General features: G+C 48.7%; 23 protein-coding genes and 1 tRNA gene. 13 read left to right on the top strand and 11 right to left on the bottom strand.

Annotated elements, in window-relative coordinates; all coding sequences use genetic code 11:
- The first annotated feature begins 108 nt into the window (after window positions 1-108).
- The 8 genes from nuoH (at window position 109) to JVX88_RS00225 (ending at window position 9,149) form a co-directional block, all read left to right on the top strand.
- On the top strand, window positions 109-1,233 hold the full coding sequence (gene nuoH / locus JVX88_RS00260) for an NADH-quinone oxidoreductase subunit NuoH (protein WP_211624645.1): 1,125 nt from the start codon (window positions 109-111) through the stop codon (window positions 1,231-1,233).
- Between the two features lie 2 nt (window positions 1,234-1,235).
- Window positions 1,236-1,787: an NADH-quinone oxidoreductase subunit J gene (locus JVX88_RS00255; RefSeq protein ID WP_211624643.1), complete on the top strand. Its 552-nt coding sequence runs from the start codon at window positions 1,236-1,238 to the stop codon at window positions 1,785-1,787.
- A gap of 46 nt (window positions 1,788-1,833) precedes the next feature.
- Window positions 1,834-2,139, top strand: a complete 306-nt coding sequence (gene nuoK, locus JVX88_RS00250) for an NADH-quinone oxidoreductase subunit NuoK (RefSeq protein ID WP_211624641.1) — start codon at window positions 1,834-1,836, stop codon at window positions 2,137-2,139.
- A 66-nt stretch (window positions 2,140-2,205) separates the two neighbouring features.
- The gene (nuoL, locus tag JVX88_RS00245; RefSeq protein ID WP_211624639.1) at window positions 2,206-4,371 is read left to right on the top strand and encodes an NADH-quinone oxidoreductase subunit L; all 2,166 of its coding nucleotides are present in this window, start codon (window positions 2,206-2,208) and stop codon (window positions 4,369-4,371) included.
- Window positions 4,372-4,437: 66 nt separating this feature from the next.
- On the top strand, window positions 4,438-6,042 hold the full coding sequence (locus JVX88_RS00240) for a NuoM family protein (RefSeq protein ID WP_211624637.1): 1,605 nt from the start codon (window positions 4,438-4,440) through the stop codon (window positions 6,040-6,042).
- Window positions 6,043-6,088: 46 nt separating this feature from the next.
- Window positions 6,089-7,615, top strand: a complete 1,527-nt coding sequence (locus JVX88_RS00235; RefSeq protein WP_211624635.1) for an NADH-quinone oxidoreductase subunit N — start codon at window positions 6,089-6,091, stop codon at window positions 7,613-7,615.
- 168 nt (window positions 7,616-7,783) lie between these two features.
- Complete coding sequence (locus tag JVX88_RS00230) at window positions 7,784-8,155, top strand: hypothetical protein (RefSeq protein WP_211624633.1); 372 nt, start codon at window positions 7,784-7,786, stop codon at window positions 8,153-8,155.
- Window positions 8,156-8,228: 73 nt separating this feature from the next.
- The gene (locus JVX88_RS00225; protein WP_211624631.1) at window positions 8,229-9,149 is read left to right on the top strand and encodes a type 1 glutamine amidotransferase; all 921 of its coding nucleotides are present in this window, start codon (window positions 8,229-8,231) and stop codon (window positions 9,147-9,149) included.
- Between the two features lie 70 nt (window positions 9,150-9,219).
- On the opposite strand, the gene JVX88_RS00220 is transcribed toward JVX88_RS00225, so the two are convergent.
- The 6 genes from JVX88_RS00220 to JVX88_RS00195 all read right to left on the bottom strand — a co-directional run bounded on the left by JVX88_RS00220 (window position 9,220) and on the right by JVX88_RS00195 (window position 17,197).
- Window positions 9,220-12,300 (bottom strand): hypothetical protein, encoded by a 3,081-nt coding sequence (locus JVX88_RS00220; RefSeq protein WP_211624628.1) that lies wholly within the window; start codon window positions 12,298-12,300, stop codon window positions 9,220-9,222.
- Between the two features lie 41 nt (window positions 12,301-12,341).
- The gene (locus tag JVX88_RS00215) at window positions 12,342-13,340 is read right to left on the bottom strand and encodes a PilW family protein (protein ID WP_211624626.1); all 999 of its coding nucleotides are present in this window, start codon (window positions 13,338-13,340) and stop codon (window positions 12,342-12,344) included.
- Window positions 13,341-13,427: 87 nt separating this feature from the next.
- Window positions 13,428-13,970, bottom strand: coding sequence for a hypothetical protein (locus JVX88_RS00210; protein ID WP_211624624.1), 543 nt, complete (start codon window positions 13,968-13,970; stop codon window positions 13,428-13,430).
- A 20-nt stretch (window positions 13,971-13,990) separates the two neighbouring features.
- A complete protein-coding gene (locus tag JVX88_RS00205) occupies window positions 13,991-14,779 on the bottom strand; it encodes a hypothetical protein (protein WP_211624622.1) in 789 nt (262 codons plus the stop codon).
- A 226-nt stretch (window positions 14,780-15,005) separates the two neighbouring features.
- Complete coding sequence (locus tag JVX88_RS00200) at window positions 15,006-16,124, bottom strand: carboxylate-amine ligase (protein ID WP_211624620.1); 1,119 nt, start codon at window positions 16,122-16,124, stop codon at window positions 15,006-15,008.
- Window positions 16,125-16,279: 155 nt separating this feature from the next.
- Entirely contained in the window at window positions 16,280-17,197 is a 918-nt protein-coding gene (locus JVX88_RS00195) for a LysR family transcriptional regulator (RefSeq protein ID WP_211624618.1), read from the bottom strand.
- A gap of 328 nt (window positions 17,198-17,525) precedes the next feature.
- Between JVX88_RS00195 and JVX88_RS00190 the strand changes: the two genes are divergently transcribed.
- Both JVX88_RS00190 and JVX88_RS00185 read left to right on the top strand, forming a co-directional pair.
- The gene (locus JVX88_RS00190; protein ID WP_211624616.1) at window positions 17,526-18,659 is read left to right on the top strand and encodes a cystathionine gamma-synthase; all 1,134 of its coding nucleotides are present in this window, start codon (window positions 17,526-17,528) and stop codon (window positions 18,657-18,659) included.
- 50 nt (window positions 18,660-18,709) lie between these two features.
- Window positions 18,710-19,645 carry a PP2C family protein-serine/threonine phosphatase gene (locus JVX88_RS00185; protein ID WP_211624615.1) on the top strand — a complete coding sequence of 312 codons (936 nt, stop codon included), beginning with the start codon at window positions 18,710-18,712 and terminating at the stop codon, window positions 19,643-19,645.
- Here the strand turns inward: JVX88_RS00185 and JVX88_RS00180 are convergent.
- Complete coding sequence (locus tag JVX88_RS00180; protein ID WP_211624613.1) at window positions 19,642-20,118, bottom strand: NfeD family protein; 477 nt, start codon at window positions 20,116-20,118, stop codon at window positions 19,642-19,644. The two genes, JVX88_RS00185 and JVX88_RS00180, sit on opposite strands and share 4 nt — an antisense overlap.
- Window positions 20,119-20,238: 120 nt before the next feature.
- Here JVX88_RS00180 and JVX88_RS00175 point away from each other — a divergent pair.
- The 3 genes from JVX88_RS00175 to JVX88_RS00165 all read left to right on the top strand — a co-directional run bounded on the left by JVX88_RS00175 (window position 20,239) and on the right by JVX88_RS00165 (window position 21,905).
- Window positions 20,239-20,325 (top strand) — tRNA-Leu (locus JVX88_RS00175).
- A 136-nt stretch (window positions 20,326-20,461) separates the two neighbouring features.
- Window positions 20,462-21,049: a hypothetical protein gene (locus JVX88_RS00170; RefSeq protein ID WP_211624611.1), complete on the top strand. Its 588-nt coding sequence runs from the start codon at window positions 20,462-20,464 to the stop codon at window positions 21,047-21,049.
- A 238-nt stretch (window positions 21,050-21,287) separates the two neighbouring features.
- Window positions 21,288-21,905, top strand: a complete 618-nt coding sequence (locus JVX88_RS00165; protein ID WP_211624609.1) for a hypothetical protein — start codon at window positions 21,288-21,290, stop codon at window positions 21,903-21,905.
- 151 nt (window positions 21,906-22,056) lie between these two features.
- On the opposite strand, the gene purB is transcribed toward JVX88_RS00165, so the two are convergent.
- The 4 genes from purB to JVX88_RS00145 all read right to left on the bottom strand — a co-directional run bounded on the left by purB (window position 22,057) and on the right by JVX88_RS00145 (window position 26,795).
- Window positions 22,057-23,373 carry an adenylosuccinate lyase gene (purB, locus tag JVX88_RS00160; protein ID WP_211624607.1) on the bottom strand — a complete coding sequence of 439 codons (1,317 nt, stop codon included), beginning with the start codon at window positions 23,371-23,373 and terminating at the stop codon, window positions 22,057-22,059.
- Between the two features lie 3 nt (window positions 23,374-23,376).
- Window positions 23,377-24,474 carry an AI-2E family transporter gene (locus JVX88_RS00155; RefSeq protein ID WP_211624605.1) on the bottom strand — a complete coding sequence of 366 codons (1,098 nt, stop codon included), beginning with the start codon at window positions 24,472-24,474 and terminating at the stop codon, window positions 23,377-23,379.
- A gap of 121 nt (window positions 24,475-24,595) precedes the next feature.
- Window positions 24,596-25,633 carry an aspartate-semialdehyde dehydrogenase gene (gene asd, locus JVX88_RS00150; RefSeq protein ID WP_211624603.1) on the bottom strand — a complete coding sequence of 346 codons (1,038 nt, stop codon included), beginning with the start codon at window positions 25,631-25,633 and terminating at the stop codon, window positions 24,596-24,598.
- Window positions 25,634-25,643: 10 nt separating this feature from the next.
- Window positions 25,644-26,795, bottom strand: a complete 1,152-nt coding sequence (locus tag JVX88_RS00145) for a pyridoxal phosphate-dependent aminotransferase (RefSeq protein WP_211624601.1) — start codon at window positions 26,793-26,795, stop codon at window positions 25,644-25,646.
- Window positions 26,796-26,797: the final 2 nt, after the last annotated feature.

Below are 26,797 nucleotides of genomic sequence, written 5' to 3'. Positions count from 1 at the left end.
CGTATTCCTGAAGTCCAAGATTAATGATCGATTCGCCTCGGTGAGTATTGAAAGGATTTACCAGCTATCATTCATCCCGCTAAAGATGCGGGAAGATCGAATTTTTATATGGAATCTGCTTTAAAGACTGCATTTCCATTTATCGTTTATAGCGTTGCGATACTGCTCGCCTTCCAAGGTGTGCTAATGATCGTTGCATACACCGTGCTTGCGGAACGCAAAGTGCTCGGTTGGATGCAGGGACGTGTCGGGCCTAATCGTGTCGGGCCATGGGGTATTCTGCAACCCTTTGCTGACCTGTTCAAGTTCATCCTAAAGGAAGATCTGGTTCCGGATAAGTCAACGAAGTTTTTATATTTTCTCGCTCCCTTCGTTGCGTTGACCTGTGCCTTACTCCCGATCGTCGTCTACCCCTTTGGCCCTCGGATCTCCGATCCGCTTGGATGGCTGGTTCCTTACGTTGACGGAGTGGAATATATCGGTCCTGCAATTGCCTGGGTCGCAGAACAGGCTCGGAATATGCCGCTGACGATAGCCCAGATCGATGTCGGTGTGCTTTTTGTCTTGGCTGTTACATCGGTCGGTGTTTACGGCATCGCATTGGCGGGATGGTCGTCTAACAGCAAATATTCGTTGATGGGAGGTCTTCGTTCGTCGGCACAAATGATCTCGTATGAACTTGCCATGGGGGCTTCGATCCTCGGTGTGGTAATGCTTGCTGGCACACTCGACCTTAACGGGATAATTCAGGCCCAGTCTGCCTCGCCGTTCAAATGGTATATAATCCCGCAGTTCATAGGATTTGTTGTTTTCTTGATCGCGGCTTTTGCCGAGACCAATCGCGTACCGTTCGACCTTCCGGAGGCAGAAACGGAACTTGTCGCCGGTTTCCACACAGAGTACTCAGCCTTGAAATTTGCCCTGTTTTTCATGGCTGAGTATGTGAATATGTTCACGGTCTCCGTAATGGTGGTCGTATTGTTCTTGGGTGGCTGGTATATACCGGGCCTGAGTTATATTTTCCCGGTCGGCTCGATCCCTTATGCGATAGCTAGCCACGCCGGTTTCTTATTGAAGATATTCTTCTTTTTGTTTTTGTATATATGGGTCCGCGGAACGCTGCCACGTTTTCGCTTTGACCAGCTTATGAGTTTCGGCTGGAAATTCCTGCTTCCGGTTGCGTTAGGAAATGTGATCCTGACAATAGTTGTCGTGTACCTTTTGAATAGCTGATTATGGCTTCAAGTGTCCTATTTTTCCTCTTCGCTGGGTTTGCGATAGCTTGCGCCGTTTCAATGGTGTATCACCGCAACCCCATCTACAGCGCTATTTCGCTCGTAGGCGTGTTCGTAGCGTTGTCGTGCCTGTATCTGACTTTGGCAGCACCATTCATCGCTATCGTACAGATCCTGATCTACGCCGGTGCGATAATGGTACTCGTTATCTTCGTGATAATGCTTCTGAATCTTGAAGAGGACAAACCGCATGACCGCCTAAAATATCTTTACGCGGTCGGTGGCGGGTTGGGACTACTTTTGTTCGCCCAGGCTTTTTATATCTTTTACGCGGTAACGAAAACGCCACAGCATACTGTTGATGCCGAAAGAACTGTCGGCAACACTATGTCGATAGGGACCGCAATGTACACAGAATATCTATTGCCCGTTGAGATAGTTGGCATAATGCTTCTAATGGCGATAATCGGCGGTGTGATCCTAGTAAGGAAAATGGATCAACCTCAGATTGAATTGATCGCAAATAAGGACTCGAAAGAGAGCGATAAATAGATTTATTTTGGCCAGTTCCAGAACGTGGAACTACTTCGGTAATTAAATGGAACCAGGGTTGGCAAGTTATTTAGCACTGTCCGGGATACTGTTTGCCATTGGCGCGGTAGGAGTTATTTATAAGCGCAACGCGATCGGGATGTTTATGTGTATCGAGTTGATGCTCAATGCTGTAAATCTTACTTTCGTCGCATTCTCCCGATATTACGCTGATGTTACAGGGCAGCTCTTCGTATTTATGGTAATGAGCGTCGCCGCGGCCGAAGCCGCCGTCGGGCTCGGCATCATCATCGCGTTCTTCCGTAACCGGCTTTCGGTGGACGTAGACGATGCCAGTATCTTGAAGTTTTGATTCGCTTGTGTCGGAGCTTAAGGCCTCAATGGCAGATGTTCCGTTCAACGCTACTCGAATTCGTGAATGATCGAGAATAACCTTCTTAGCATAATCATCTTCGCTCCGCTTGCCGGTGCGTTGATCAACTGGCTCATCGGCGGTCGTCTCAAGAACGAGATGTTTAGCGGCGTGGTCGCCTGCGGCTCCATAGCCATTTCGACCGTCGTCGCGTTCTATCTTGCGTTCGTAGCGGGCGGCGGGGCGTTGTTCATCGAAAAGCCGATCCTTGATCATATATGGACTTGGATCAATGTTGCAGGATTTAGAGCTGACTTCGCTTTAGGCATGGATCGCTTAAGCGGTATCTACGCCTGTTTCGTAACATTCGTCGGGCTTTTGATCCACATTTTTGCCACCGGCTATATGCACGGCGACAAGGGGTTCTACCGCTTCTTTGCCTACCTGAATCTCTTTATGTTCGCGATGCTGACGCTCGTGCTCGCTGATAATTATCTGCTGATGTTCGTCGGCTGGGAAGGCGTCGGGCTGTGTTCTTACTTGCTCATCGGCTATTACATTAAAAAGAACGAAGCCCGTGAAGCCGCCAAAAAAGCATTCGTAATGAACCGGATCGGCGACTGGGGCGTGCTGATGGGCATCTTTCTCATCTTTACGCTTACTGGTTCCATCTCGTTCTTTGATAAGACCGTTGATGGCGTCGAGGTCCAGAGCGTTTTCTCTTACGTGCTTGCCAGTATGCAGGCCGAACCGTTCACTTGGGGTGCGATAATCGCCGGCGGCCTCACCTCTATTGGTGTTCTTCTCTTCATTGGTGCTACGGGTAAATCGGCTCAGATACCGTTGCTGACCTGGCTTCCGGACGCGATGGCCGGCCCAACTCCCGTTTCAGCACTCATCCATGCCGCAACTATGGTTACTGCGGGTGTGTATCTTGTCGTCCGCTCAAATGCGATCTATCAGCTTTCGCCGACCGCGATGTGGATCATTGCCGTTATCGGAGCCGCGACCGCGATCTTTGCCGCAACTATAGCGATCGCCCAGAACGACATCAAGAAAGTCCTGGCATATTCGACCGTTTCGCAGCTTGGCTTTATGTTCCTGGCCGCGGGTGTCGGGGCGTTCGTTGTCGCGATCTTTCATGTGATGACACACGCATTCTTCAAGGCGCTCCTCTTTCTCGGTTCCGGTTCGGTCATCCACGGAATGCATCACGAGCAGGACATGCGCCGGATGGGCAACCTGAAAAAATATATGCCGATCACCTTTATTACAATGGTGACGGGCTGGCTTGCCATCGCGGGCATCCCGATATGGGCAGGCTTTTTCTCTAAAGACGAGATACTTTACAAGACCTTTGCCGCTGATAAATATTTCCAAAACGGCTATTTCCCCGGCAACGAGATCCTCTGGGTCATCGCGGTCGTGACCGCCATCTTGACCGCCATCTATATGACGCGGATGATGGTAATGACCTTTTGGGGAGAAGAGCGTTTCCATGAAGTTTTGCCGGGCGAAGAACATCACGGCCACCACGATGACGAGCACGTAGATGCACACGGCGCTGAGAATCCCTACGCTCACGCCGATGATGATGACGACCACCACCACGCTCTCCCGCCGGATTTTAAGCCTCACGAATCGCCGTGGGTGATGACCGTTCCGCTTATTGTCCTCGCTTTCCTCTCAACCGCCGGCGGCTTGGTAGGAATTCCGTATGCTATGAGTTCGCTTGTCGGCATAAAAGACGCTAACGTTTTCGAGCACACGCTAGAGCCAATCATCGCCGAAGTTCAGACCCCAGCCGCGGAAAAGGCTCGAGAGAATGCCAAGGCTCATTCGCCTGAGGCCGTAAGTACTGAGCGCTGGCTTGCACTGCTTTCCGTCGTTTTGGCAGCTGTCGGCATCGCGATCGGCTGGTTTGGTTTCCGCAGCAACCCACTCCGGAAGATGCCGAAAATACTTGAAGAAAAATGGCGGCTCGATGAGTTTTACAACGGCTATATCGTTGATCCGCTGACGCGGCTCTCGACCAACACATTATGGAAAGGCTTTGACCTCGGCTTTATTGACGGCATCGTCAATGGAATTGGGAGCTTTGTTGTTACGTTCGGTTCTGGTGTTCGGCGGATCCAGGTCGGCTTTGTTCGCAGCTATGCAGCATTCATTATTGCCGGCGCAGTGGTTGTTCTTGGATATTTTGTTTATTACGGGCTAAAACTAGTGGGTTAGACTGGAACTTTGTTGCGATCTTCCTAAGTAGTGAACCCAAGATCGGCCCTAGAGGCCAGATTTAAGATGGACTTTATTTCAGAGAATCTTTTGACACTTCTCATCCTTTTGCCAGCGTTTGGGGCCATCGGTTTGATCGCGCACCAAATGTTCTGGGATCGGGATGAGCACCTGAAATGGGTGACTTTTGCTATTTCTGTCGTCGTGTTCTTGTTCTCACTATTGCTGTTGAATAGTGGAACGGCATCGTCGGCAGGTTTCTTTTTTGAAAAGAACATTCCGTGGATCGAAGCGATAAATACGAATTACCACGTTGGTGTGGATGGCTTAAGCCTCTGGCTTGTTCTCCTGACGACGTTCATAATGCCGATCGCTATTCTTTCAACATGGCAGGCAGTTGAAAAACGGCCGCTGGCATTTTATGTCTTTCTGCTGCTATTACAGAGTGCGATGATCGGCGTCTTCGTTTCGCTTGATCTGCTTGTTTTCTACTTGTTCTTTGAGGCATCGCTCGTCCCGATGTTTTTCCTAATCGGTATATGGGGCGGAACGAACCGCATATATGCAGCGGTGAAATTTTTTATCTTTACCGCCGTCGGAAGTCTTTTGATGCTGGTCGCGATCATCAGCCTTTACTTCATGCACCAAGATGCGACCGGAACTGGCACATTCGACTTCGTTACGCTTCTTGATTCTGTTCGGTCAGGTAAGCTTCTTTTCGCGGGCTCGACCGGATTGCTTTTATTCCTCGCATTTGCGATAGCATTTTCGATCAAGGTCCCCTTATTCCCATTCCATACCTGGCTTCCAGATGCTCACACTGAGGCCCCTACGGCAGGCTCGGTGATCCTTGCAGCAGTATTGCTGAAAATGGGCACGTACGGCCTTATGCGTTTCAACTTCCCTCTTTTTCCCGACGCAAGCCGTGAATTAGCTCCGCTCTTCATCGTGCTCGCTATAATCGGAATAATCTATGGGGCCCTTGTCGCGATGGTCCAACCCGATGTGAAACGGCTTGTCGCCTACTCATCGGTCGCTCATATGGGCTTTGTAGTGCTCGGAATGTTCTCGTTCACTGAATGGGGAATGCAAGGAGCTCTTTATCAAATGCTGAACCATGGCATTTCGACCGGTGCACTGTTCCTCCTGGTCGGCTTCATTTATGAACGCCGGCACACACGCGAGATCAGCGAATTCGGCGGACTCGCTAACGTAATGCCGCTATATGCTACATTCTTCGTTATTACGGCGATGTCCTCGGTAGGTCTGCCATTCCTCAACGGCTTCGTCGGTGAATTCATGATCATGCTCGGAATGTGGAAGAGTTCGGTACTTGCGATCACCGCTCAGGCTAATTGGAATTATATAGCGACGATGCTTGCCGGGACTGGTGTCATTTTCGCAGCCGTTTATCTGCTTTGGATGATTCAACGCGTTTTCTTTGGCAAGGTCTCGAATGAGAAAAACAGGGGATTGACTGACCTAACCCCTCGTGAGATCGGCCTGATGTTGCCGCTTCTTTTTCTGATGGTGTTCATGGGAGTGTATCCTCGTCCTTTCCTGGAGCGTTCTCGCGAGGCCGTTGTCCAGATACAGGAACGTGTGGGCAAACAGGCCGGTGGAACAGTAGAAAAGGCTGAGAGCCACCGACAAGCAGTAACAGAAAGATGAGATTCGCAGGTGCTTGGGAAACTCCCGGCCCGATATAAGACTTTGTATGGATCTGGTTAATCCAAACGTAAATATCCCGATTATTCTTCCGGAGCTAATAATTGCGGTAGCCGGGATCATAGTAATGCTTTATGACAGCTTCTTTCCCCGGCAGCGATATATTACAGGTGCCGTATCATTGATCGCCATCGCGATAGCAGCGATACTGCTGGTGATGATGTGGTCTTCCAATAGCGATATCCCGGCGACCGCTTGGGGAGGGATGATCGTACACGACAGTTTACGAATGAGTTTCTCATTTGTTTTTCTGCTGGTCTCGGCTTTGACGGTGCTTACATCTTCACTCTGGGTTGACCGTGAACAGGTACCGGTCGGTGAGTATCACGCACTATTGCTATTCGCCACATTCGGAATGCTACTGATGGCCGCTGGGAACGATCTTGTCGTGATCTTCCTCGGTCTGGAAACCCTCTCAATTGCTACGTATGTGATGGCTGGGCTCCGGAAAGCAGATCTAAAGTCCAACGAATCTGCAATGAAGTATTTTATTCTCGGTTCGCTGGCATCTGCTTTTCTCCTATACGGGATGGCTTTGATCTACGGTGCAACCGGCTCCACGAACATTTCAGCGATCGCAGAGAATATTTCAAACCCCTATTTTCCCGCTCTGTTGCTGATAGGTGCTGCAATGCTGATAGTCGGATTTGGTTTCAAGATAGCGGCAGCTCCGTTCCACGTTTGGACACCTGATGTTTACGAAGGAGCTCCGTCTCCGGTTACCGGCTTCATGGCCGCCGGGCCCAAGGCGGCCGCGTTCGCTTCTTTCATCAGGATATTCGTTATCGGCTTCCCAGTAGTTGCAGGTGCGGAAGCTGCCGGAATTCTTAACAACGCCTGGGTTTCGATCTTGGCAATTATTGCCATCCTGACCATGACCGTTGGCAACGTCGCCGCCATAATGCAGGAAAACGTCAAGCGTATGCTTGCGTATTCGTCGATCGCTCACGCAGGTTATGCTCTAGTCGGTTTTGTTGGTGCCGGCGTTGCCGCAGGCTCGGCAAGAGAAGCCGCGATCGCCGCCGTAGCATTTTATCTGTTGACCTATGCAGTAACGAATATAGGTGCCTTTGCTATAGTCACGCTGCTTGGCCAGAAGAACGATCGTCGTACTGAATTCGAAGACTACAATGGTATTGGCTTCAGATCGCCATTACTTTCGTTCACGCTTTCCCTTTTCATGCTCAGCCTGCTCGGTTTGCCGCTTACCGCAGGCTTCATCGGCAAAGTTCTTGTTTTCCGCCCAGCACTCGAAGCGGGCAATACCTTGCTTACTGTAGTTGTTGTCGCAGCCGTTCTAAACACAGCGATCTCTGCGTATTACTATCTCCGCTTGATAGTCGTGATGTTTTTTAAGGAACGAACTACCGATTGGGTCGAACCGAAGATTCCTGCAGCATTCGCGGCCGTATTGTTAATTACAGTCTTAGGCGTTTTCTATCTTGGTATTTTTGGCAATTCGATCATTGAGAGATTCTCGACGCCCACCATTCCTGTTGGTGCCCAATTAAGGTAGGCTACCATTTTATCCAGAGCGGAGACTTCGACCTCCTATTTCGAAGTCTCCGCGTCCATCTATACCTGAATGAAATTGGTGGATCATATATTCTCACAACTCCGGACTAACTCGATACCTGAAATATATATCAGGGAAATACGTCCGCTACGAACTCGATCGTTCACAATGGACATCCCGGAGCGTGAAAATGGCACAAGTATTCATAAAACACTTCTTGGCTGGGAACTCAAGGTCGGAAGAAGACGGATAGCTTGCCCTGACATCACGATGGCCCGATATCTAAGCGTTTTTGCCCGATGCGGCTGCCGATCTATCGCGGTTCCCTATGATATTACAGAGATCCCACGCTTAGTAGATTCGCTGGAAACATCTTGGGACGACATAGATGAGATCATCGAACGATCGACCGCTGAATTCTCTCCTCAGCAGAAAGGACAGATAAGGGCGGCCGTCCTAAAACGTGTTCGCACAGAGATCGAAAAAGCTGGAGCTGGCGAGCTTATGCCGCTTTTCAATAAACCTACAAGACAAAGATGAAGGTAATAAATTCATCCTACGGATGGATATCGATGTTTCGATTTCCTGAATTTTTCGCTTATTATTAAAGACGATGTTCGACGCGGCCGAAAAACGACAGATCACCGAGGAACTGCCGTTCCCTTATTCAAATCGCGCCTTTTGTCGCTATGAGCCGATAGAAAGATCTATACCCTCTGCACGAGTTCTGATCGTTAATAGTCTGCTTCGTTACGAGTCCGACATGTCAGACCTAGCTCGAAAAGAATGGGCCGGCACGATAGAGTCGAAGCTGAAATTCGAACGCAAGGTTTCCGGCCTTGCCTGCGACAATATAGCGCAGAATGTCATACGGCTTGTTCAAAACCCCAAGACGCTTACAGTTCATCTTTCCGAGATCGCCGAGGCAACCGAAGAATACCGCCCCGATGCAATAGTAATGAGCGGCACATATTCGGATTTTGATTATTACCTTCCCGAACACATAGAAAGCGTTGGACAATTCCTTCGAAAGACAAAGATACCGGTTTTAGCTATATGCGGCAGCCACCAGTTGGTCGGCATCTCATTCGGGGCTAAGTTAAAAACCTTGGATGATCTGGAACTTCATGAGAAACGCACCGACAGACTGATCGAATACCAATATCGATTCGTTAAGATCGTTGATACCTCAGATCCGATCTTTGCTGGCATCGAAGACAGCGGCTCAGGTATTTGGCAGGATTATACCAAAGAGGACGATATCCTACGTGTGTGGCAGAACCATGGTGTTCAGGTTGACGGCGTACCCTTCGGATTCAAGCTGTTGGCAACCTCTTACCTGTGTAAGAATCAGATGATGGTGAAACGTTCCGATGGGCAGCTGATATATTGTGTCCAATTTCACTTGGAAAAATCCTTCGAGGATTGGTCAAAAAACCCGACACGCTGGGAACACCCGAACGAATCTCGCGACGGCAGGATCCTTTTTGAGAACTTTTTGAAACTTGCACTGGAACACAATATTTCCCAATGATCTTTGCAGGCCATTAATTAAAAAAGCCCGGAGATTGAAGCTCCGGGCTTTTGTTAATGCTTCCGTATCCCTAGTCATTTGTTCTTAGGAATCCAGTAGTTTGAACATATTGGAAATATGGTGTTCCAGGCGGGAGCCTTGATGGGTCTAGAAAAGTACTGTCAAACACCCAGTTTCTAACCGGCGGATTGTACACCATATTGCAACACTTGAATGACCCATTCGCGTTCCTTGAGTTATACAGATTGATCAAGGAACCGGAATAGTTAAGCAGTTTGCGAAATGTCGCATCATTCGGATCGGTCCATCGCTCAAGGAAGCGTTTGAAATTGTGGACACCTCCGTTCAGTCTTGGTGATATCCCTCCTTGATGAGGCGTTGCCTCTTTGGTTGCGATCGTGTCACCAGCGATCATTGCAAACCTCATAGTCGTGTCTTCGGCCCTTCTGCTTGCAAGCTCATACGGAAATCTGAAACTCTTGCCGTCGTTCCAGGCATTGGACAGGATGGTGACGCCGTCGGCTACTATTGAAGCGGGAATATGAGTCGCCGTATTTAGCGGACGGTAGTCATTATAGGGAGTATTCCCCGTGGCTGGAACACTAGTTACGTGGGTTGCATTGAAATTCCCCTTCACATAAATACCATTCTCTGAAGCAAAGGTTACACCGCGAGTATTGGAAGGGTTGGCAGGATCATAAACTCCCGGTACAACCGTCGCATTAACAAGCCTGACTCCTCGGCGGAAATATTTATGATCGTTTACTGCAGCGGCATCGCCATAAACCGTGCGCGTGCGGTACAATTCGGCCTCACAGTTCATTGAGATCGAAGAGGCGCAAACTTTATTCTCAAGAGAATTGCTCTTATTCGCATCTTCTCCCAGATTGAGAGCCGGTGTAATGCCTTCAGCTTGTCCGTAAACGTCCTCCATATCAAACTCGCCATCGAAATCGAAATCACCTCGGCGATCAGAAACATAGATGACCCATCCGCCATTTTCCGGAATGGCCGTATTTGTAAGACCGTTCGGAAATCTTCCATTGAAATCCCCGCGGAAGAATCGCCGCAAATTTGCGACATCGATATCCACCAGACTCATTACCCCGTTTGCAGACATCCTTTGGGCAAGTGCCGGATCACTGGAGATATTACCTATCGTCCCGAAATTGGCCGTGGGGTACAATGATGTGAGAGCCGGAGCTGTTGCGGGATTGGTCAGCGCTCGGTCATAGTAATTCCCCTCGCGCATATCAAAAAGCTTGATCGGGAATGGCACTATCGCAGGATTAGCCGCAGTAGTGGGCGAAACGGTAGCCGGGATCACTGCACGCAGCAGATGCCCCATATGCTCTTGGCTTGAGTTAGGATCCGACGATGCACCTGTACACCCTGAGGCACATCCATTTAAGACTTTTGTTGCTGTATCAACTCCGGTAAAACGCACCACAACGCTCGATCCGGGATCAGATGCATTTACCCTGAGAGTAGGCGAATGGCGAACCAAAGTGCTGTCAGTACGAACCTGTGGGCCTTCCATTACCAAACGCTGTAGTTTAATGATGGAACGACTGTCAGGATAGGTTGATGGGGACTGCGGAGTGGTCGCAGTCAAATTCGAACTCGGAGCAGTTGGTGAACCATTATTGGCCATGGTTCCTGTGTAGCCCATTATGCAGATGCTGTTGGAAGGCACTCCGGAACATGTGGCACTCCCGCCCCAAGCCATAGCCGGCACTTCAGTAACTCCGAGGCTAAGAAAATCTTCGGTTATATCGACAGTAACGACCGAATTATCGGTTGGGTTAATGCGAACTGTCTCAACCTTTATCCATAATTGATTGCCATGATGGAATCGGCTTCCATTCAGCCGCGTTGCCTTGTAACCGTCAGTCATCGGTAATGGGTCATACCCTCGCGATCTTTGCGGCGTCGGGGCAGGTGATGGAGAAGGTTCGATCCCAGCATCTCCTGGGGTCATATGTCCGTCGAGACGGATACCACAACGACCTGTAACGGCAGCTCCCATACTTGTAGCACATCCCGGAAGCTTGGCCTTACTGTCGGCCAAACTTATGCGTATCCCTGGTTTATTCGCAAATCTTTCTGCACGGAGAATATCGTTGTCAACAGTAGTAGCGGTTACAGGTACAGCGCTTGTGCCGTTCGATGTAAGGTCGCCACCCGCTCCGTTATCCATCTCCTTGCCTCTCTTGATCATATCGATCAATTCCGCCTGAGCTGCATTATCTCCAACTTTAAGGGGGAGTTTTAGTTCTGGCGCTTGTGCCTGCAAATTGCCATCAAATACCGCACTGGATGTTGCCCATCCCGGATTCTCTCTGCTTTCGGGAAGATCCGGTTCTGATGAAAAGATGTTTGGTGTGCCATTCAAAACACTGCCATTATTGCGATGAAGTTGACGATTAATACCGGCTGCGTCCTTGATATATGTATTATTGTAATTGTCGCCGGTGTATCCGTTCCGCCACGTCTGCGTAATTACGTGTCCTGCCGCTGTTACCCGGGAGTCAAAGTAAACACCATCAGGCCCCGGAGAAACGAAGAAATGCCTATTCGAATGGACACGTCCCCCAAAACTGAAAAGCGGCGGACGGTAAAGCTCGAGGTCATCATCATAAAAGATACCAAACTGAAAGATCGGTATCTGATTATTGAGAATGTTTCTGGTGAGCTGCACTTGTGTTCCCTGCGGGTCTGTCACTGTTGTGCGCAGTCTCCAATTACCTCTAATTGCATAAAGTCCGGCGAATGGCCCCCCGGGCAATACAACCGTTCTCTCTTCAGCCGACAAAGGGATGGAATCAAGCTCTTGTTGAAATGTGAAATTTTCAAACCCAGCTACACTGTTGACCCTGGCGGGATCGAGGACGATATCAAGGTCTGCCTGTGTCGGACTGAGTCGTCGCTCAAAAACCTTGTTAAAATTATGGGTCATTATTTCTAAGCTCCCTTGAGCTGCATAGAAGGTTCGTCCTTCGGAAGCCTCATTTCCCACAGCGAAGGACTCCGCCGCAGTCCTACTCGTTGCAAGAACCACAAAAAGACTGACCAATACAAGGACAAACAGTGCAATAACTACCGCTGATCCTTGTTCATTCTTCCTAACCTTACCTGAATTGATTGACACAGTTTTCACCAGGTTTTTCATAACTTTATCGCCTCAGTAGATCAATTAGACTCGTAGCCGAGATTCCGTGTGCTAAATGTAGAGGTCATCGTCACTCGATGTGGATCGGTATCAGAAACATTCGCACTATTACGAATTAAGTTGTCGGGCCCCCGAGCGGTAACGGTAAATCGGATCTGTCGTACAGCCTCCAGCCGCAGTATCTCAGGATTGTTCGATATCGTCCCATTATCCATCACGTATTCCACCTGAAAATCTTCCACACCATAAACCAGTGGTTCATCAATAAATGGTTGTGAAGGAGCTGGTGGCGGAGAATTTGCGTATTCCCGTCGTGTTAATACCCCATCGGGAGAAACAAAATAAGTGACCATTAATACACGCTGCATACTGGCCGGTGTTGTAATGTTCACCAAAGTCCCGCTCGGCCCTGTAAGATTAAAACCAAGAATATCCCCATTTGAGAACTGCACCCTGTCCGTGCCACTAAGTCCAGTAGCAACGGCCAGCGTTGAACCAGTGTTTCCAGTTACAAGATAAAGATCATTTATGCGACAAGCTGCATTGCCACCTGCTATCGGAACTATCTCATCAATGCCGTCAATTGTAGTAGCAGCGTTGATCCGAAGTGGCATCGACACCTGTGACCCTGGAGGGCCACTCAGATTAAAAGTCGGGTCCTTGGAGAGAAATGTGACCTGATCGGTCCTAACACTGGGATCAGGATTGAGATTATTGATGTTTACATTGTTCCCTGCAATTATCGGTGGAACATTGTCTCTGGTTGAATCGGGGTCAGGAGGCAATTCAAGCAATGTATATAATCTTGAATCTGGCAGCACGACCGCATTTCGCAATGGATATGCGTACCCGGCATTATAAGTATCCCGCCCAAGCATAGTTAACGAAAAACGAACGGCCTTACTTACCGGTGCCTGCTGATTCACAATTGCCCGGCCGCTCTGTGCTACTTGCATCAGGCCAAAAATCGCTGATGTAACGATCAGGAAAACTGTGATCGAAACAAGCAATTCAACCATAGTAAAACCTCCGGTCGAAGACTGAGGTTCCCTTCTCATACCAAAGCTAAACATCAAATTTGCCTCCACCACGTACGAGCTCGTTAATCAGTAATCAGTCAAAATTGTGTTGATCCGCTCAGTGAATCTTCCTGTTCCTATAAAATAGCTGACAGTTATTCGTACCGACCGGATCTTGACAGGGTTGGAACCGGGCGTCGGACATGCAGACGAGGGGCGGTCTGGATCGCAGATATCTGTAATAACGATCTCACGTCGGAAACCCACGATAACATTGCCTGTATCATCCGCAGTGCCAAGAACCTGGTCAGGACCGGCCTCTGTCCTGACATCGTGTTCTCCTACCAGGAAAATCCCACGTGGAACGCTATTCTCATCAGGATTCGATCCGACATTTCCGATCGATAACCACCCTAGGTTACGTATTGGATCTGCTGTTTCCTTTGCAGACATCAATGATTCCAATGTAGAGGCGGCTATCTGCTTGGCCATCAATTGCTCTTCTTGGCCACGCGATCGCATCACCGCGCCTGATATCGCGGCTAACAATGCAAGAATACCCACCGATAACATAACGATGGCTATCATTACCTCAATATATGAGAATCCATGCTCTGAGAACCTTTTCATCGGATCACCCCAACTTTTGCTCAATGCTCAAGGAATTCTGCTCCGTTGTACTTCCAATATCGAACAGCTCCGCTCCCCCCAAACATTGTTATAGCCCTGACCTCCGACAATGATCGAGCCTGATCACTTCCCTGTGATTGAGGCGGCCAAATAAAAATGGTTGAGCTGAGAGGGCTCCCTCCCGGTGTTACCACAGATCCATCTCTACGAAATCTAGCTGCCCACACTGTATTTCCGATCACCTGCTGTCCATTTCTATAATGTCCCAAGGAATCTGGGGCAAAGTAGATGCCATAGTAGTCAGGGGGATTTGGACGAGATACCCCATCCGGAGGAATATCAACACGAATATCATTCGTGCTTAGTAAAGGAAGTCGTTTTATTAAAGTATCGGGGGCTGCGTTGTTTTCATCAATGATCAATACGGCGTTATCCGTCAGATCTATTTCAAGACGAAACGTTCTTCTCCGCATCATGGCCAGCTGTGAAGTTTCCCGCAACGCGTCCATTATCATGAAAGATTGATCTTCTGATTGATACAGTCGCCTTGTGTTATACAAATTAGGCAAAGAAATGGCAGCCAGAACCACAACTATTGCAACAACTATAAATATTTCCAGCAGCGAAAACCCGCTTTCTTCCCGGTGTTTGCTTCGACAATAAAGCTCATTATAAATAGTGGGTTTGCTCATGTTGTTTAATGTGCGGACGAAGTTTGAGTCTGAGATTGCCGACTTAGTGCGCCGGGCGAAGGTTACAAGAAGGCCGCATGAAACTAGAAATAGCGACGACCTTTTTTGTTCTACCATGCATTGCTAATCACTGTCAAGCATCATTATGTTTTGTTGTTTTTTGTTTAACACAATAAATATAACTGCCCCGTAAAAAGAAGATGTGTAAAATACCATCTTTTCCAAATTTCTTAATATGCGAAATGGTTCACGGGGAAAGGAAGTCAGGGAATAGTAAAGTGATCTGATCCATCGTAAAGACGGTTACAGTCATTTGGTTATTTGGTCATTCAGACTATTGGTCTTAGAAACATCTCTCAGGCACATTTTCCAGTGTGTTCTGGATCAAAAGGTCAACAACCGCATTGAAGTCCCCACCAGTTTCCTGAAATACTTCTAACTGCTCATCAGCAGATGTTCCGCGTTCGAGAATGGTATGTATGTGTTCGATCTCTTTTCTTGATCCTAGAGGATCCACCACCTCATCAACAAAATCAAGCAATTCTCTGATCAGATCGCGGACGGGTACTTCTTTTTGCTTACCAAGATCAAGAAGCATTCCATCCAGTCCATATCTTATTGCCCGCCATTTGTTCTCCAAGATAAGTCTTCGATGATAGATACGGAAGCCAAGATTCTTATCGATCAGAACCGTAAGCTTCGCTACTATCGCTTGAAAAAGTGCAGCGATCGCTATGGTGTCATCAACGCGGGTTGGTATGTCACATACCCTGAACTCCAAAGTGGGAAATTTGTGATGAGGCCTTATATCCCACCATATTTTGGACCCATCCTGAATACAGTTCATTTTCACTAAAAGATCTATGTAGCTCTGAAACTGTTGAAATGACTCAAAATGATCAGGAATTTCCGTACGTGGGAACTTTTTGAATACCTCTGAGCGATACGACTTCAATCCCGTATTGAAGCCGAGCCAAAAAGGGGAAGATGTCGTCATCGCCAGAACATGAGGGAGGAAGTACCTGGCAGCGTTCATTATTTGAATTCTGCGCTCCGGGTCCAAAACTCCAACATGAACATGAACGCCAAATATAAGGAGGCTTCGAGCCACCATCTGTAGTTCATCAACAAGCAACCGATAACGATCACCGTCATATATTTGCTGTTCAGACCATTTTGAGAACGGATGGGTGGAGGCTGCAACGATTGCCATTCCTTTCTTTTTTGCTAGGCCGGAAATGATACATCTTAAGGTTGTTATATCCTCCCTGGCTTCTTGTATATTTGCACAGACTCCGGTGCCGACCTCGATCATCGACTGGATCATCTCCGGTTTGACCTTTTCACCTAGAAGAAGCATCCCTTCTTCCAGTATCTCCGAAACATGCGAACGAAGCTCTCTCGTTTCCGGATCGACGATCTGAAACTCTTCTTCGATGCCGAGCGTAAATTGATCAAACATACAATGTATTCAGGTTACACCTGCCCAGTCTAAAATGTCGGGTAAAACGGAAACAGATTCAACGGAGACCTTGCAAGAAATACGGTCTAGTTGCCGTGGATAGCTGTGTCGAAATTCTAGCGTATATTTCGCCAATTCTGAAAGGCTTTCAGACTTTATTTGTCATTAACCATTGGCTGGATGTCCTTTTTGTGTCTGACCATTGCTTCGGCTACTTTGATGAATTCGTGGGCGGCGTGGGAAAGCACAGAGCCTCGGCGATAAATGATATTAAGTTTCCGCTCAAGTTTCATTTCCTTTACCGAAAATCCCAATAGTTTTCCACTTGCCACCTCTTCAAGGGCTGTAAGCCTTGGGACCAGAGCAATACCGACTCCCGTTGCAACAAGCCTCTTTATCGCCTCCAATGATGGAAGTTCAATAGATATTCTCAATGGTGTTGCATATTTTTCAAAGGTCTCGATGACCCTGCGTCTATAGGGTGATGGAGCATTATGGGCGATAAAGATCTCATCTTTAAGATCTTTTACAGAAATAGATCTGCGTCCTTTGAATGGGTGTCCCGGCTCCGTGATCAAAAGAAGCTGATCGTCCATCACTGAGATTGATCTGATGCTCTCATCATTAGGTTTGAAAGACACAACCCCAAGTTCCACCTCACGGGCGGTGACCTCTTTCGGGATACGGCTGGCAACCCCGCGACGCACTTCTATCTTGATCTTAGGATAGAGCCTGCGAAATCTTTCGATGACTGGTAATAAGTAAAATACTGTGTGTTCATTTGCGCTTATAGTAACTTTTCCGGAATGCAGGTCACGCATCTCACCTAATGCAGACTGCGCATTGCGCCGCAGATTCAGCATTTGCCGAGCATAGTCTATGAGTATTTCTCCGGCGACGGTGAGCGTGCCATCCTTTGATGAACGGTCAAAAAGTGTTTCGCCTATTTCTTCCTCAAGTCGGCGAATTGCTTGACTGACAGCGGGTTGTGTTCTGTTCAAAACCTCTGCCGCTTTTGAAAAGCTCTTCTCTTCGGCAACCGATAAAAATACTTCCAGTTGATTAAGGTCCATATCGTAGTAATCGTAAAAATTATCGCACTACAAATTATATAATTCCAGATTATGATAGCCCCATAAGTATGTAGGTTTTTCAAAATTCTAAACGCAGATTTGCGACGTCTGTCTGGCTATAAATATGCTCCGATCTCTGCATAAGGCTGCGGTGTGGATCAATTCAATAAGCACCAGATCTGAGATACATATCGGCGCAGTTTCATCTGTTTGCATTTTTAGGCACCGCAAGCTACCATAATTAAACGTTAAATTGCGGCAATTTAGTGGTTTAGCCCGCGTTTCTCGAGCATCGCTTTTTATACCAGAGCAACAAATCTCATTCATTATGGGTTTCTCCACAATCGCAATACACGCCGGCAACGAACCAGACATTGCCACCGGCGCGGTCAGCGTTCCTATCTATCAAACCTCGACTTACGCACAAGAAGGACTTGGAAAACATAAAGGTTACGAATACGCACGCACGCAGAATCCCACGCGAGCGGCACTGGAAAGGAACATTGCAGCACTTGAAGGAGCTAAATTTGGCTTTGCCTTTGCCTCAGGAATGGCCGCTATTGACGCTGTACTTAAATTGGTTCGTGCGGGTGACCACGTTGTTCTCGGCGATAACACTTACGGCGGAACATATCGTCTCTTTAGTAAGGTCTTGGTTGATTATGGTATCGAATTTGACCTCGCTGATACAGCAGACATTGCCGCGCTTGAAACGGCCTTTAGGCCAAACACAAAAATGGTCTTTGTCGAAACACCGACCAACCCGGTTATGACCGTGACCGACCTAGCCGCAGTTGCAGAAATATCTCACGCCCACGGGGCAATAGTCGTTTGCGACAATACATTTATGTCGCCTTACTTACAGCAGCCAATGACTTTTGGTGTGGATATTGTTGTACATTCGACGACCAAATATTTGAATGGACACTCTGACAGCGTCGGCGGATTTGTTGCTCTTAACGACACGGTTCAAGCAGAACGAATTGGCTTTATTCAAAATAGTGTTGGTGCGATCCTTTCGCCATTTGATTCGTTTTTGGTTTTGCGAGGAACTAAGACGCTCGCTGTCAGGATGGAAGCCCATGATCGCAATGGTCGAATGGTCGCAAATTTTCTCGCAGAGCATCCAAAGGTCTCAGCAGTCTATTATCCGGGCCTTGTTTCACACCCTCAGCATGAATTAGCAAAACGTCAACAAAAAGGTTTTGGTGGAATGGTCTCATTCGAAACCGGTTCGCTTGACAATGCAAAAAAGGTTCTTGAATCCGTCAGACTTTGTACCCTTGGAGAAAGTCTTGGCGGTGTTGAAAGTCTGATCTCGCACCCTGCAACTATGACACATGCCTCCGTACCGAGCGAGAAACGGCAAGCGCTTGGCATTACTGATGGTTTAGTCAGGGTATCTGTTGGTATTGAGGATATTGAGGATATAATTGAAGATCTTGAAACGGCGCTAGGATGAAATGTGGTATGTCCCCTGTAGACGACCGCTCCTATGCCTGATCTCGTTTTATGGTTTCTGTCGAAATACATGCTACCTCCCATGTTGGCCGCGTTCGCAAAGGTAACGAGGACAACTATCTTGTCCTAAATATTTCGGGCTCTCGTGCATGGACCAGCAATCAGGACGCTGGCGAGTTCGTTATAGAATCGCAAACTTTTGAAATAGACGATAATGGCGTGGTCGTTGCTGTTTCAGATGGAATGGGGGGGGCACTCGCAGGTGAAGTTGCGAGTAAAATGGCTGTAGAGAGCGTCTGTGAAAAACTACTTAGCGACGACATTGAAGAGACCCTTACTCCTGAGGCTTACGACTATCACCTCATTGCGAAACTATACAATGCAACGCTTTACGCAAACTACCTTGTTCATAATCAAGGGAGGAGTGATGCCCAATTCCAAGGAATGGGGGCAACTTTCACCGGGATCGGCATTACACCGCGTGGAGTTGACGTAATTCAGGTAGGTGATAGTCGCGCGTACCTTATTCGGCACGATAAGATCTACCAGCTAACAAAGGACCAGTCGCTCGTCCAGCAACTGATCGATGCACAGCAAATATCTCCGGAAGAGGCAGAAACACACACTCTTAAGAATGTAATTCTTCAGGCTTTAGGGGCTCAAAACGAGATATATCCGGTTGCCGCGAGACTTGCACCGTGCCGCGACGATGTATTATTAATATGCAGCGATGGACTTTCAAATAAAGTATCTGCCGCTGCGATGCAGCAAACTGTCCTTGAAAATAGGGATTCTCTTCAACAAGCCTGTGCCGAATTGGTAAAGCAAGCAAATGAGAACGGCGGTGAAGACAATATAACGGTGGTACTGACAAAGCTCTCGGGCGAAACGCTGCCCGAGCCCAACGGGGAAGACGTACAACTGGAGATGATCGATATGGGGAACATTCACGACACGGCCGACCAGGACACTGCGGAGATAGTTTAATCCTGTTTCCAGCCCGGCAATTCTCTTTGCACCTTTCTCACATAGATAGTAGCCCCTTTAACGCTTACGACCTCGACCTTTTCTCCTTTGACCAGTTGGCTTTCCCCATCAACCGGAAATGCCGTCCACTCCGAACCATAAACCTTAACTGCGGCTTCGTTTAATGCACCTTTGCTTTCGGCGGTAACCGTACCGATCTGCCCCGGCAAAGAGTCGACCCCAAGTTTCGGAGCGACATCTTCCCGGTACCAAAGGTAATTAGAGAAAATAGTGCGTGAGAGGACCGTCAAAGTCATCGAGACCACGGCGAATGCTGCAAATTGCCATATATACCCGAAACCAAGTAAACCGACCAGCGACGCAGCCAGCGCCCCGATCCCGAACCAGAACAGGAAAAAGCTAAGCGTAAATATCTCCGCGACCAGCAATCCGACGCCAATAATCAACCAGAAGAGCCACGAAAATTGTTCCATAAACGCTTTCTCGGGGAAATCATATCACAGCTGCGACGAGCTTGCCGCGTAATATAACGACGCAATAGCCTCGCTGGCTCTTTTTATCAGGAATGACAAGTATGCTAATCTCAAACTCGTGCTGGGGTGGCGGAATTGGTAGACGCCCAGGACTTAAAATCCTGTGTCCTTAGGGGCGTGCGGGTTCGACTCCCGCCCTCAGCACCATTTCATTTAGCATCGCAACTCCTTATCGCTCGTAACTATACAAGTTATTTCGATTACGTGCATCGTGAAGCTCCGGCTTTACGTCAAAATTGTGAGAGTAGTCTCACGGCCCTGTCAGTGGTCATACAGAAAGTTAATGACGATCGTGAAACATATCAAGCTTTTCATCCTAGCAACTGTGGTTATGTTTTCGGTTGTGGAAGTCCGTTCGCAAAACCGACTTGTTTTGGCGGAGGCTGAACGTGTAACTGGCGATCGTTTCTCATACGCGACCAAGAGCCCGCGAGGAGCAAATATCTACGCGCTTAACAGGCCGTCCGCTGCTATGTTAAACGCAATAGACAAAGGCCTTACCGATCTTTTCTCGGTTGCCCGAAAGAACGGCTACACAAGACGTTTGCGTTATTCTGATTATTCGATCTTCATCGCAAAGGCCGATCGCACCAAAGACAGCGAAGGCAATTATTCACCTGATATAGCCGTCGGAGCGGCCCAATACGCGGGGACGGATTACGATCAGGGCGGTTTTATCTACGCTGCCGGGATGGTCATCGCCTTCGATCCGATGGCTTTCGTGATAGCCGACCACAACACCAACACATCGCGTGTTGCCGATCTCGTCCGTTATGAGGGCGAGCATCTGGTCCTTTACCATAATGACCGCCGGCGTTATGCCGAAACCGCCGACCACAGCAAGGGTGGCGGCCATCCGATCCTTAATTAAGCCAATATTTATCGACTCATTTACCCTGCATTCGACCAACCTTGGGCTACCTTTGTCCGATTTCGTGCATCGAATAACCGATATTGTAGGACACGCGAAATTGCGGTAAGCCTTATCTACGCCGGAATAGGCGAAATTTGGCGTGCTTTTTTTACATAACGAGTTCAAAGGCAATTGGCACGGTCATTGCTAAGTTTCTTCGCGGATGTCTGAAGATCCGCGAAGACGGAGGTAGCTGATGAATATTCGCGTTGGCATCGCCAAGGTCTTCGCTGTTCTTTCTTTGATCTTTTTAGTTTCTCTGAGTGCGAGTGGTAGTCTCGATGATCCGTATTACGTCCTAAAAGCAGGAACGCGGATAAAACTGAGGCTTGATACGCCGGTAAATTCGGCATTCTCGTCGCGTGGCGACACTTTCAAGGCCCATGTTGCGAGGCCGGTAGAGCGCGATGACCGAGTGGTACTACAGGAAGGGGTTGAGCTCGAGGGGCGAGTCGTTTTCGTCCAGCAAAATTCGGCAGTCGGACGCGCGGGCCGGCTTGAGCTCGACTTCGGGACCTTAAGATTCGCCAACGGCGAGACGCGTGTGATCGATGCTAGACTTGCGAGGCCGCTGAAGTCCGCGTCTAAGACGGGCTGGCAATTAGCTTCGGTCATTGGCGGTACGCTGGCAGGTACGATACTAGGGGTTGCAAGCGGAAATGAGCGTGGTGCGGCGATTGGTGCCGGTATTGGAGCCGCCGCGGGTACAGGAGTGGCAGTCGCAATAAAAGGCGACAACGTCGGCATCGCATCAGGCCAGGAGTTTGAGATCATTTTGGAACGTGATGTAACGCTTCCGTTCCGTGAAGTTTGAGAAGATTCTCTGCAGTTTTGCGGGGTTTGAAAATAAGATCAGGTGTGGCCAATGGGTTAGCTCATTACGGCCATTTTGAAAAAGCCCGGTGTGAAGGGGAGAGCGCGCCGGGCTTTTTCTATCCACTCTACTTGTCCAGCTTGTATTAAAATCATCCCCTATAGCTTTCGATTTCCTTGTCAAATACTCTCGAATACACCTTATCCACGTTACGAAGATAATGTTTCAGATCAAAGACGCAGGCTATCTCTTCCGGCGAAAGATGCGAAGAGATGTCTGCGTCTTTGGTTATAAGGTCCTTATATTCGCCGCCCTCATCCCAAACTTTCATTGCGTTACGCTGCGTAAACAGATATGCGTCCTCGCGTGAAACGCCCTTCTGCGTTAGAGCAAGCATTAGCTGACCGCTGAACACAAGCCCGCGAGTTATCTCAAGATTTTTCAACATATTCTCCGGATAAACTACGAGCGTATCGAGCAGCGAGGTTGTTTTCGCCAAAAGATAATCGAGAGTTGCGGACGAATCTGGCAATACGATGCGCTCAGCTGACGAATGAGAAATATCACGCTCATGCCAAAGTGCGACATTCTCAAGGCCGACGATCGAATTTGCACGAACGGTTCTCGCCATGCCACAGATGCGCTCCGAAAGGATCGGATTCCGTTTATGAGGCATCGCAGATGAACCTTTCTGTCCCTTCTTGAATGCTTCCTGTGCTTCGCGGACCTCGGTTCGCTGCCAATGCCTTACCTGCAATGCGATCTTTTCAAGGGTAGAAGCAATTATCGCCAGTGTGCATAGATATTCAGCATAACGATCCCGCTGGATAACCTGCGTTGACACCGCAGCCGGGCGAAGCCCTAATCTGGCACAGACACGTTCCTCGACGTCAGGTGCCAGATGAGCGAAAGCACCGACCGCTCCACTGATCTTTCCCACCGAAACTGCAAATTTTGCACGTTCGAGCCGCTCACGGTTCCTCTGCATCTCGGAATACCACAAAGCCCATGTAAGCCCGAATGACGTAGGCTCAGCGTGAATGCCGTGAGTTCGCCCGATCTGCGGGGTGTCCTTAAACTCATAAGCCCGGCGTTTCAATACCGGCAGCATTTCATCTATTTTTGCTAGCAGAACGTCGCATGATTCCTTAAGCAAAATTGCATTCGCAGTATCTACCACATCGCTTGAGGTCAGACCGTAATGTACAAATCTCGATGCCGGGCCGATATTCTCAGCAAGATTAGTGGTAAACGCGATTACGTCGTGATCGGTAGTTTTCTCTATCTCATTAATGCGTTCGACGGTAAATGTCGCATTGCTCTTTATCTCCGCAACCGCGTCGGCAGGTATCGTGCCGTCCTCTGCGTGAACCTCGCAAACGGCTATCTCCACATCAAGCCATTTCTGAAATTTATTCTCCAGCGACCAAATGGCCGCCATCTCCGGCAAAGTGTATCGTTCGATCATAGATCAAGAATGTTGGATTTCGGGGCCGCTCGCAGCCGGGCTGATCTCCGGCTGAGTCTTATCGCCGAGCACATCTGAAATGTAAACCATCTGCACTATCACCACCAATAGAGCCAACAGCGGGGTAGCCAGCACCAGCCCAAGTCCACCCACCGTGACCGCGAGAGCCAATTGGAAAATTACCGTCAGAGCCGGAGGCAGTTCCACCGTCTGGCGTTCTATATATGGCGTGACAAGATTGCTTTCTATCACCTGTACACCTATATAAAGGCCAAGTACGTAAAGAGCAGTCATTGGACTGTTAATGAACGCAAGCAACAAAGCCGGCACGGCAGAGATGATGGGGCCAAAATTCGGTATAAATGAGAGCAAACCGGCTAAAAGCCCAAGGGTAAGCGCCAGTGGCACACCAATTATCGATAGCCCGACCCACGTAAGGACACCGATGAATATCATTGAACCTATCTTTCCGATAAGCCACCAGCGAAGCGTTTCACCTGCCGTCTCTAACACCTCACCGGCTCGCTTGCGGCTTAAGGGAGGAAAAAGTCGCAGAAAACCTTCAGAATAAAGTCGCGGTTCCGCAGCAAGATAGATAGAGAGAAGAATGACGATAAAAAAATTACCGATTGCCCCCACAGTTGACGAAAACACACCGCCAACACCTGTCAGTACTTGCCCAGTATCGATCTTCTCCATTACAGTATCGGCACTTGGCATTTGGCGTATCATCGCCTGACCCCATGGAAACTGGCCGATGAAATCTGCGGCCTGACGCGCTGATTGCGGCAGCTTTACACGAAGAAGTTGAACCTGTTCTGCAACGCTTGGCGCCAAAAGTGCGATCGCTCCGGCAAGCACCAGGATGAGCATAATCGAAACCCCAAGAACCGCCCAACCTTCACCGACCCTGAGCCACTGAGCAACTGGAACGGCTAGTCCCCGCAGAAATATGGAGATAAGAACTGCCGAAAATATAAGTAAGAAGATATCGAATGTGTAATAAACTAAAGCTATCAAAAGGAGCGCAAAAACAACAATGCCAACCGCCAGGAAAGTCTTCTGAATAAATGAAAGCTCGGTTAGGCCTTCTCTCTGCATAGGATATTCTCTCTCAGAAGCTGATCTGTCGCGGCTGGATCAGACGCATTCCAATAGTTCTCAGGTTTCTGACCTGGTTTTCAGGTGATCCGAAATAGCGGCAAAATCATCAGAACCTGATCTATATTAGGTTCTTGCTCGCCAGCAATTCTGCGTTTAGTATCGTCGATCCTGCCGCGCCACGCACAGTGTTATGACTGAGAGCAACGAAACGATAATCAAAAACATTATCCGGGAAGACCCTGCCTACTGTAATGGTCATCCCATTGCCGCTATCACGGTCAAGACGCGGCTGGGGTCTCGTAGGTTCTTCCAATACCTCGATAAATCTAGCTGGTGATGAATAAAGGTCCAAGGTGGGAAATTCCTTCATCGCAGCAACAATGTCTTCCAGTGTTGCCTTTTCCTTTAGATCGACGCGTACAGAAGCGGTATGTCCATCGATAACATCCACCCGGAAACATTGAGCAGAGACCGTAAAGTCGGCTTTATCGATCGAATTGTCCCGAAACGTTCCTAGTATTTTCTGAGCTTCTGTCTCTACCTTCGGCTCCTCGCCAGCAATGTACGGCAACACGTTATCTACAATGTCCATTGAAGAAACACCTGGATAACCTGCACCTGATATAGCCTGAAGCGTTGTTACGACAACGGATTCGACCCCATATCTTCGGTGCAATGCGGCAAGCGGCGGAGCAAAGCTTGCGACCGCGCAATTAGGATTCGTGACGATAAATCCGGTTCCAAAACCGCGCTTCTGCTGCTGTATCTCGATCAATCCCAAATGATCTGCATTTATTTCAGGTATCAGCAGCGGCACATCTTCATCCATCCGATAAACAGAGGAATTACTGATGACCGGGAAACCGGCGCGGGCAAATGCCTCTTCAGTCTCCCGAGCAACGCCGGAAGGGAGGCTTGAAAATACAATATCGCAATCGAGCGGCGGTTCGATCGGCGTTACAACGATCTCGCGAACATTCTCAGGTATCGAACCATTTAATTTCCAGGCACAAGCCTCCGCATACGTCTTTCCAGCAGACCGATCCGACGCAGCAAGAGCTGTTATCTCAAACTGCGGATGCCCCTGGAGCAGCTGAACAAACCTTTGTCCGACCGTGCCGGTCGCTCCTAATATTCCTACTCGATATTTCTTCACTGTTACTTGATTATAATTGAAGTGCTTCTTTCATCCGCCGAACGCCTTCAGCCATTTTTTCTTCTGTGTTGCAGAACGAAATTCGCAGAAAGCCTTTTGCCTCTGGACCGAACGCGACTCCCGGAACGGTTACGACACGATTTTGTAAACATTTCTCAGCGATCGCAAGATCATCGCCGAGCGATTGAACGTCGAGCATCGTGTAGAACGCACCTTCGGGAGAAGTAGCTTTAAGGCCAAGTTCCTTGTCGAACAGGTCAACCAAGAACTTACCGCGTTTGCGATAAACGTCGCGGAATTCCTCTTTCGCGTCCTCGGCCTCGGGCGACCAAGCTATAAGTGATGCTTTCTGGGTGATCGTAGAAGTGCAAACGGTAGTAAATCCATGCAAGACCTGGATCGCGTTTATCATTTCCGGATCCTTACAAGCCGCCCAGCCCATTCGCCAACCTGTCATCGAAAGCGATTTTGACAGGCCGCTAACTATGATCGTTCGCTCATAAAATTCGCTCGCAGAACGAGGACGTTCGCCAAAATAGAGATCTCTGTAGATCTCGTCCGAAATTAGCCATATTCCCGTTCCGTCAAGTGCCTTGGCGATCTGCTTTAGGTCTTCAGGCGTCAGGATCTTACCGGTCGGATTCGATGGTGAGATGACGACCGCCGCTTTGGTTTTATCGGTAATCTTGGAACGGAACTCTTCAATGTCAAATCCGAATTCCTTATTTGCCGGCATCTTATAATAGACCGGAATCCCTTCGGCAATACGCGTACACGCGTCGTACGCCGGAAAACTTGGATCGGGCAAAAGGACCTCGTCGCCTTCATCCACGGCGCACAGAAACGCATCGGTCATCGCCTCCTGAGAGCCACAAGTAACGACAACCCCGGTTCGCGGTAAATTCAAATGCGGATATTGCTCGGCGATCTTATCGCGAAGTGCAGGCAGTCCAGGATGCGAGGTATAGCCATTTTGCTCATCACGGGCAATGCGGGCTGCTTCATCGCGCACAAACTGCGGAGTCGGCAGATCCGGTTCTCCCAAACCGAAATTGATCGAATCAGGCAATGCACGTTCGAAGAATTGACGGATCAACGTAGGCTGAAGCCCGCGCATTCGCCGCGGCAATACAACATCTCGGTTCTCTTTTGTCGCTATCATCT

This window comes from Leptolyngbya sp. 7M (genome assembly GCF_018128485.1).
This window is presented reverse-complemented; position numbering and strand designations above follow the sequence as displayed.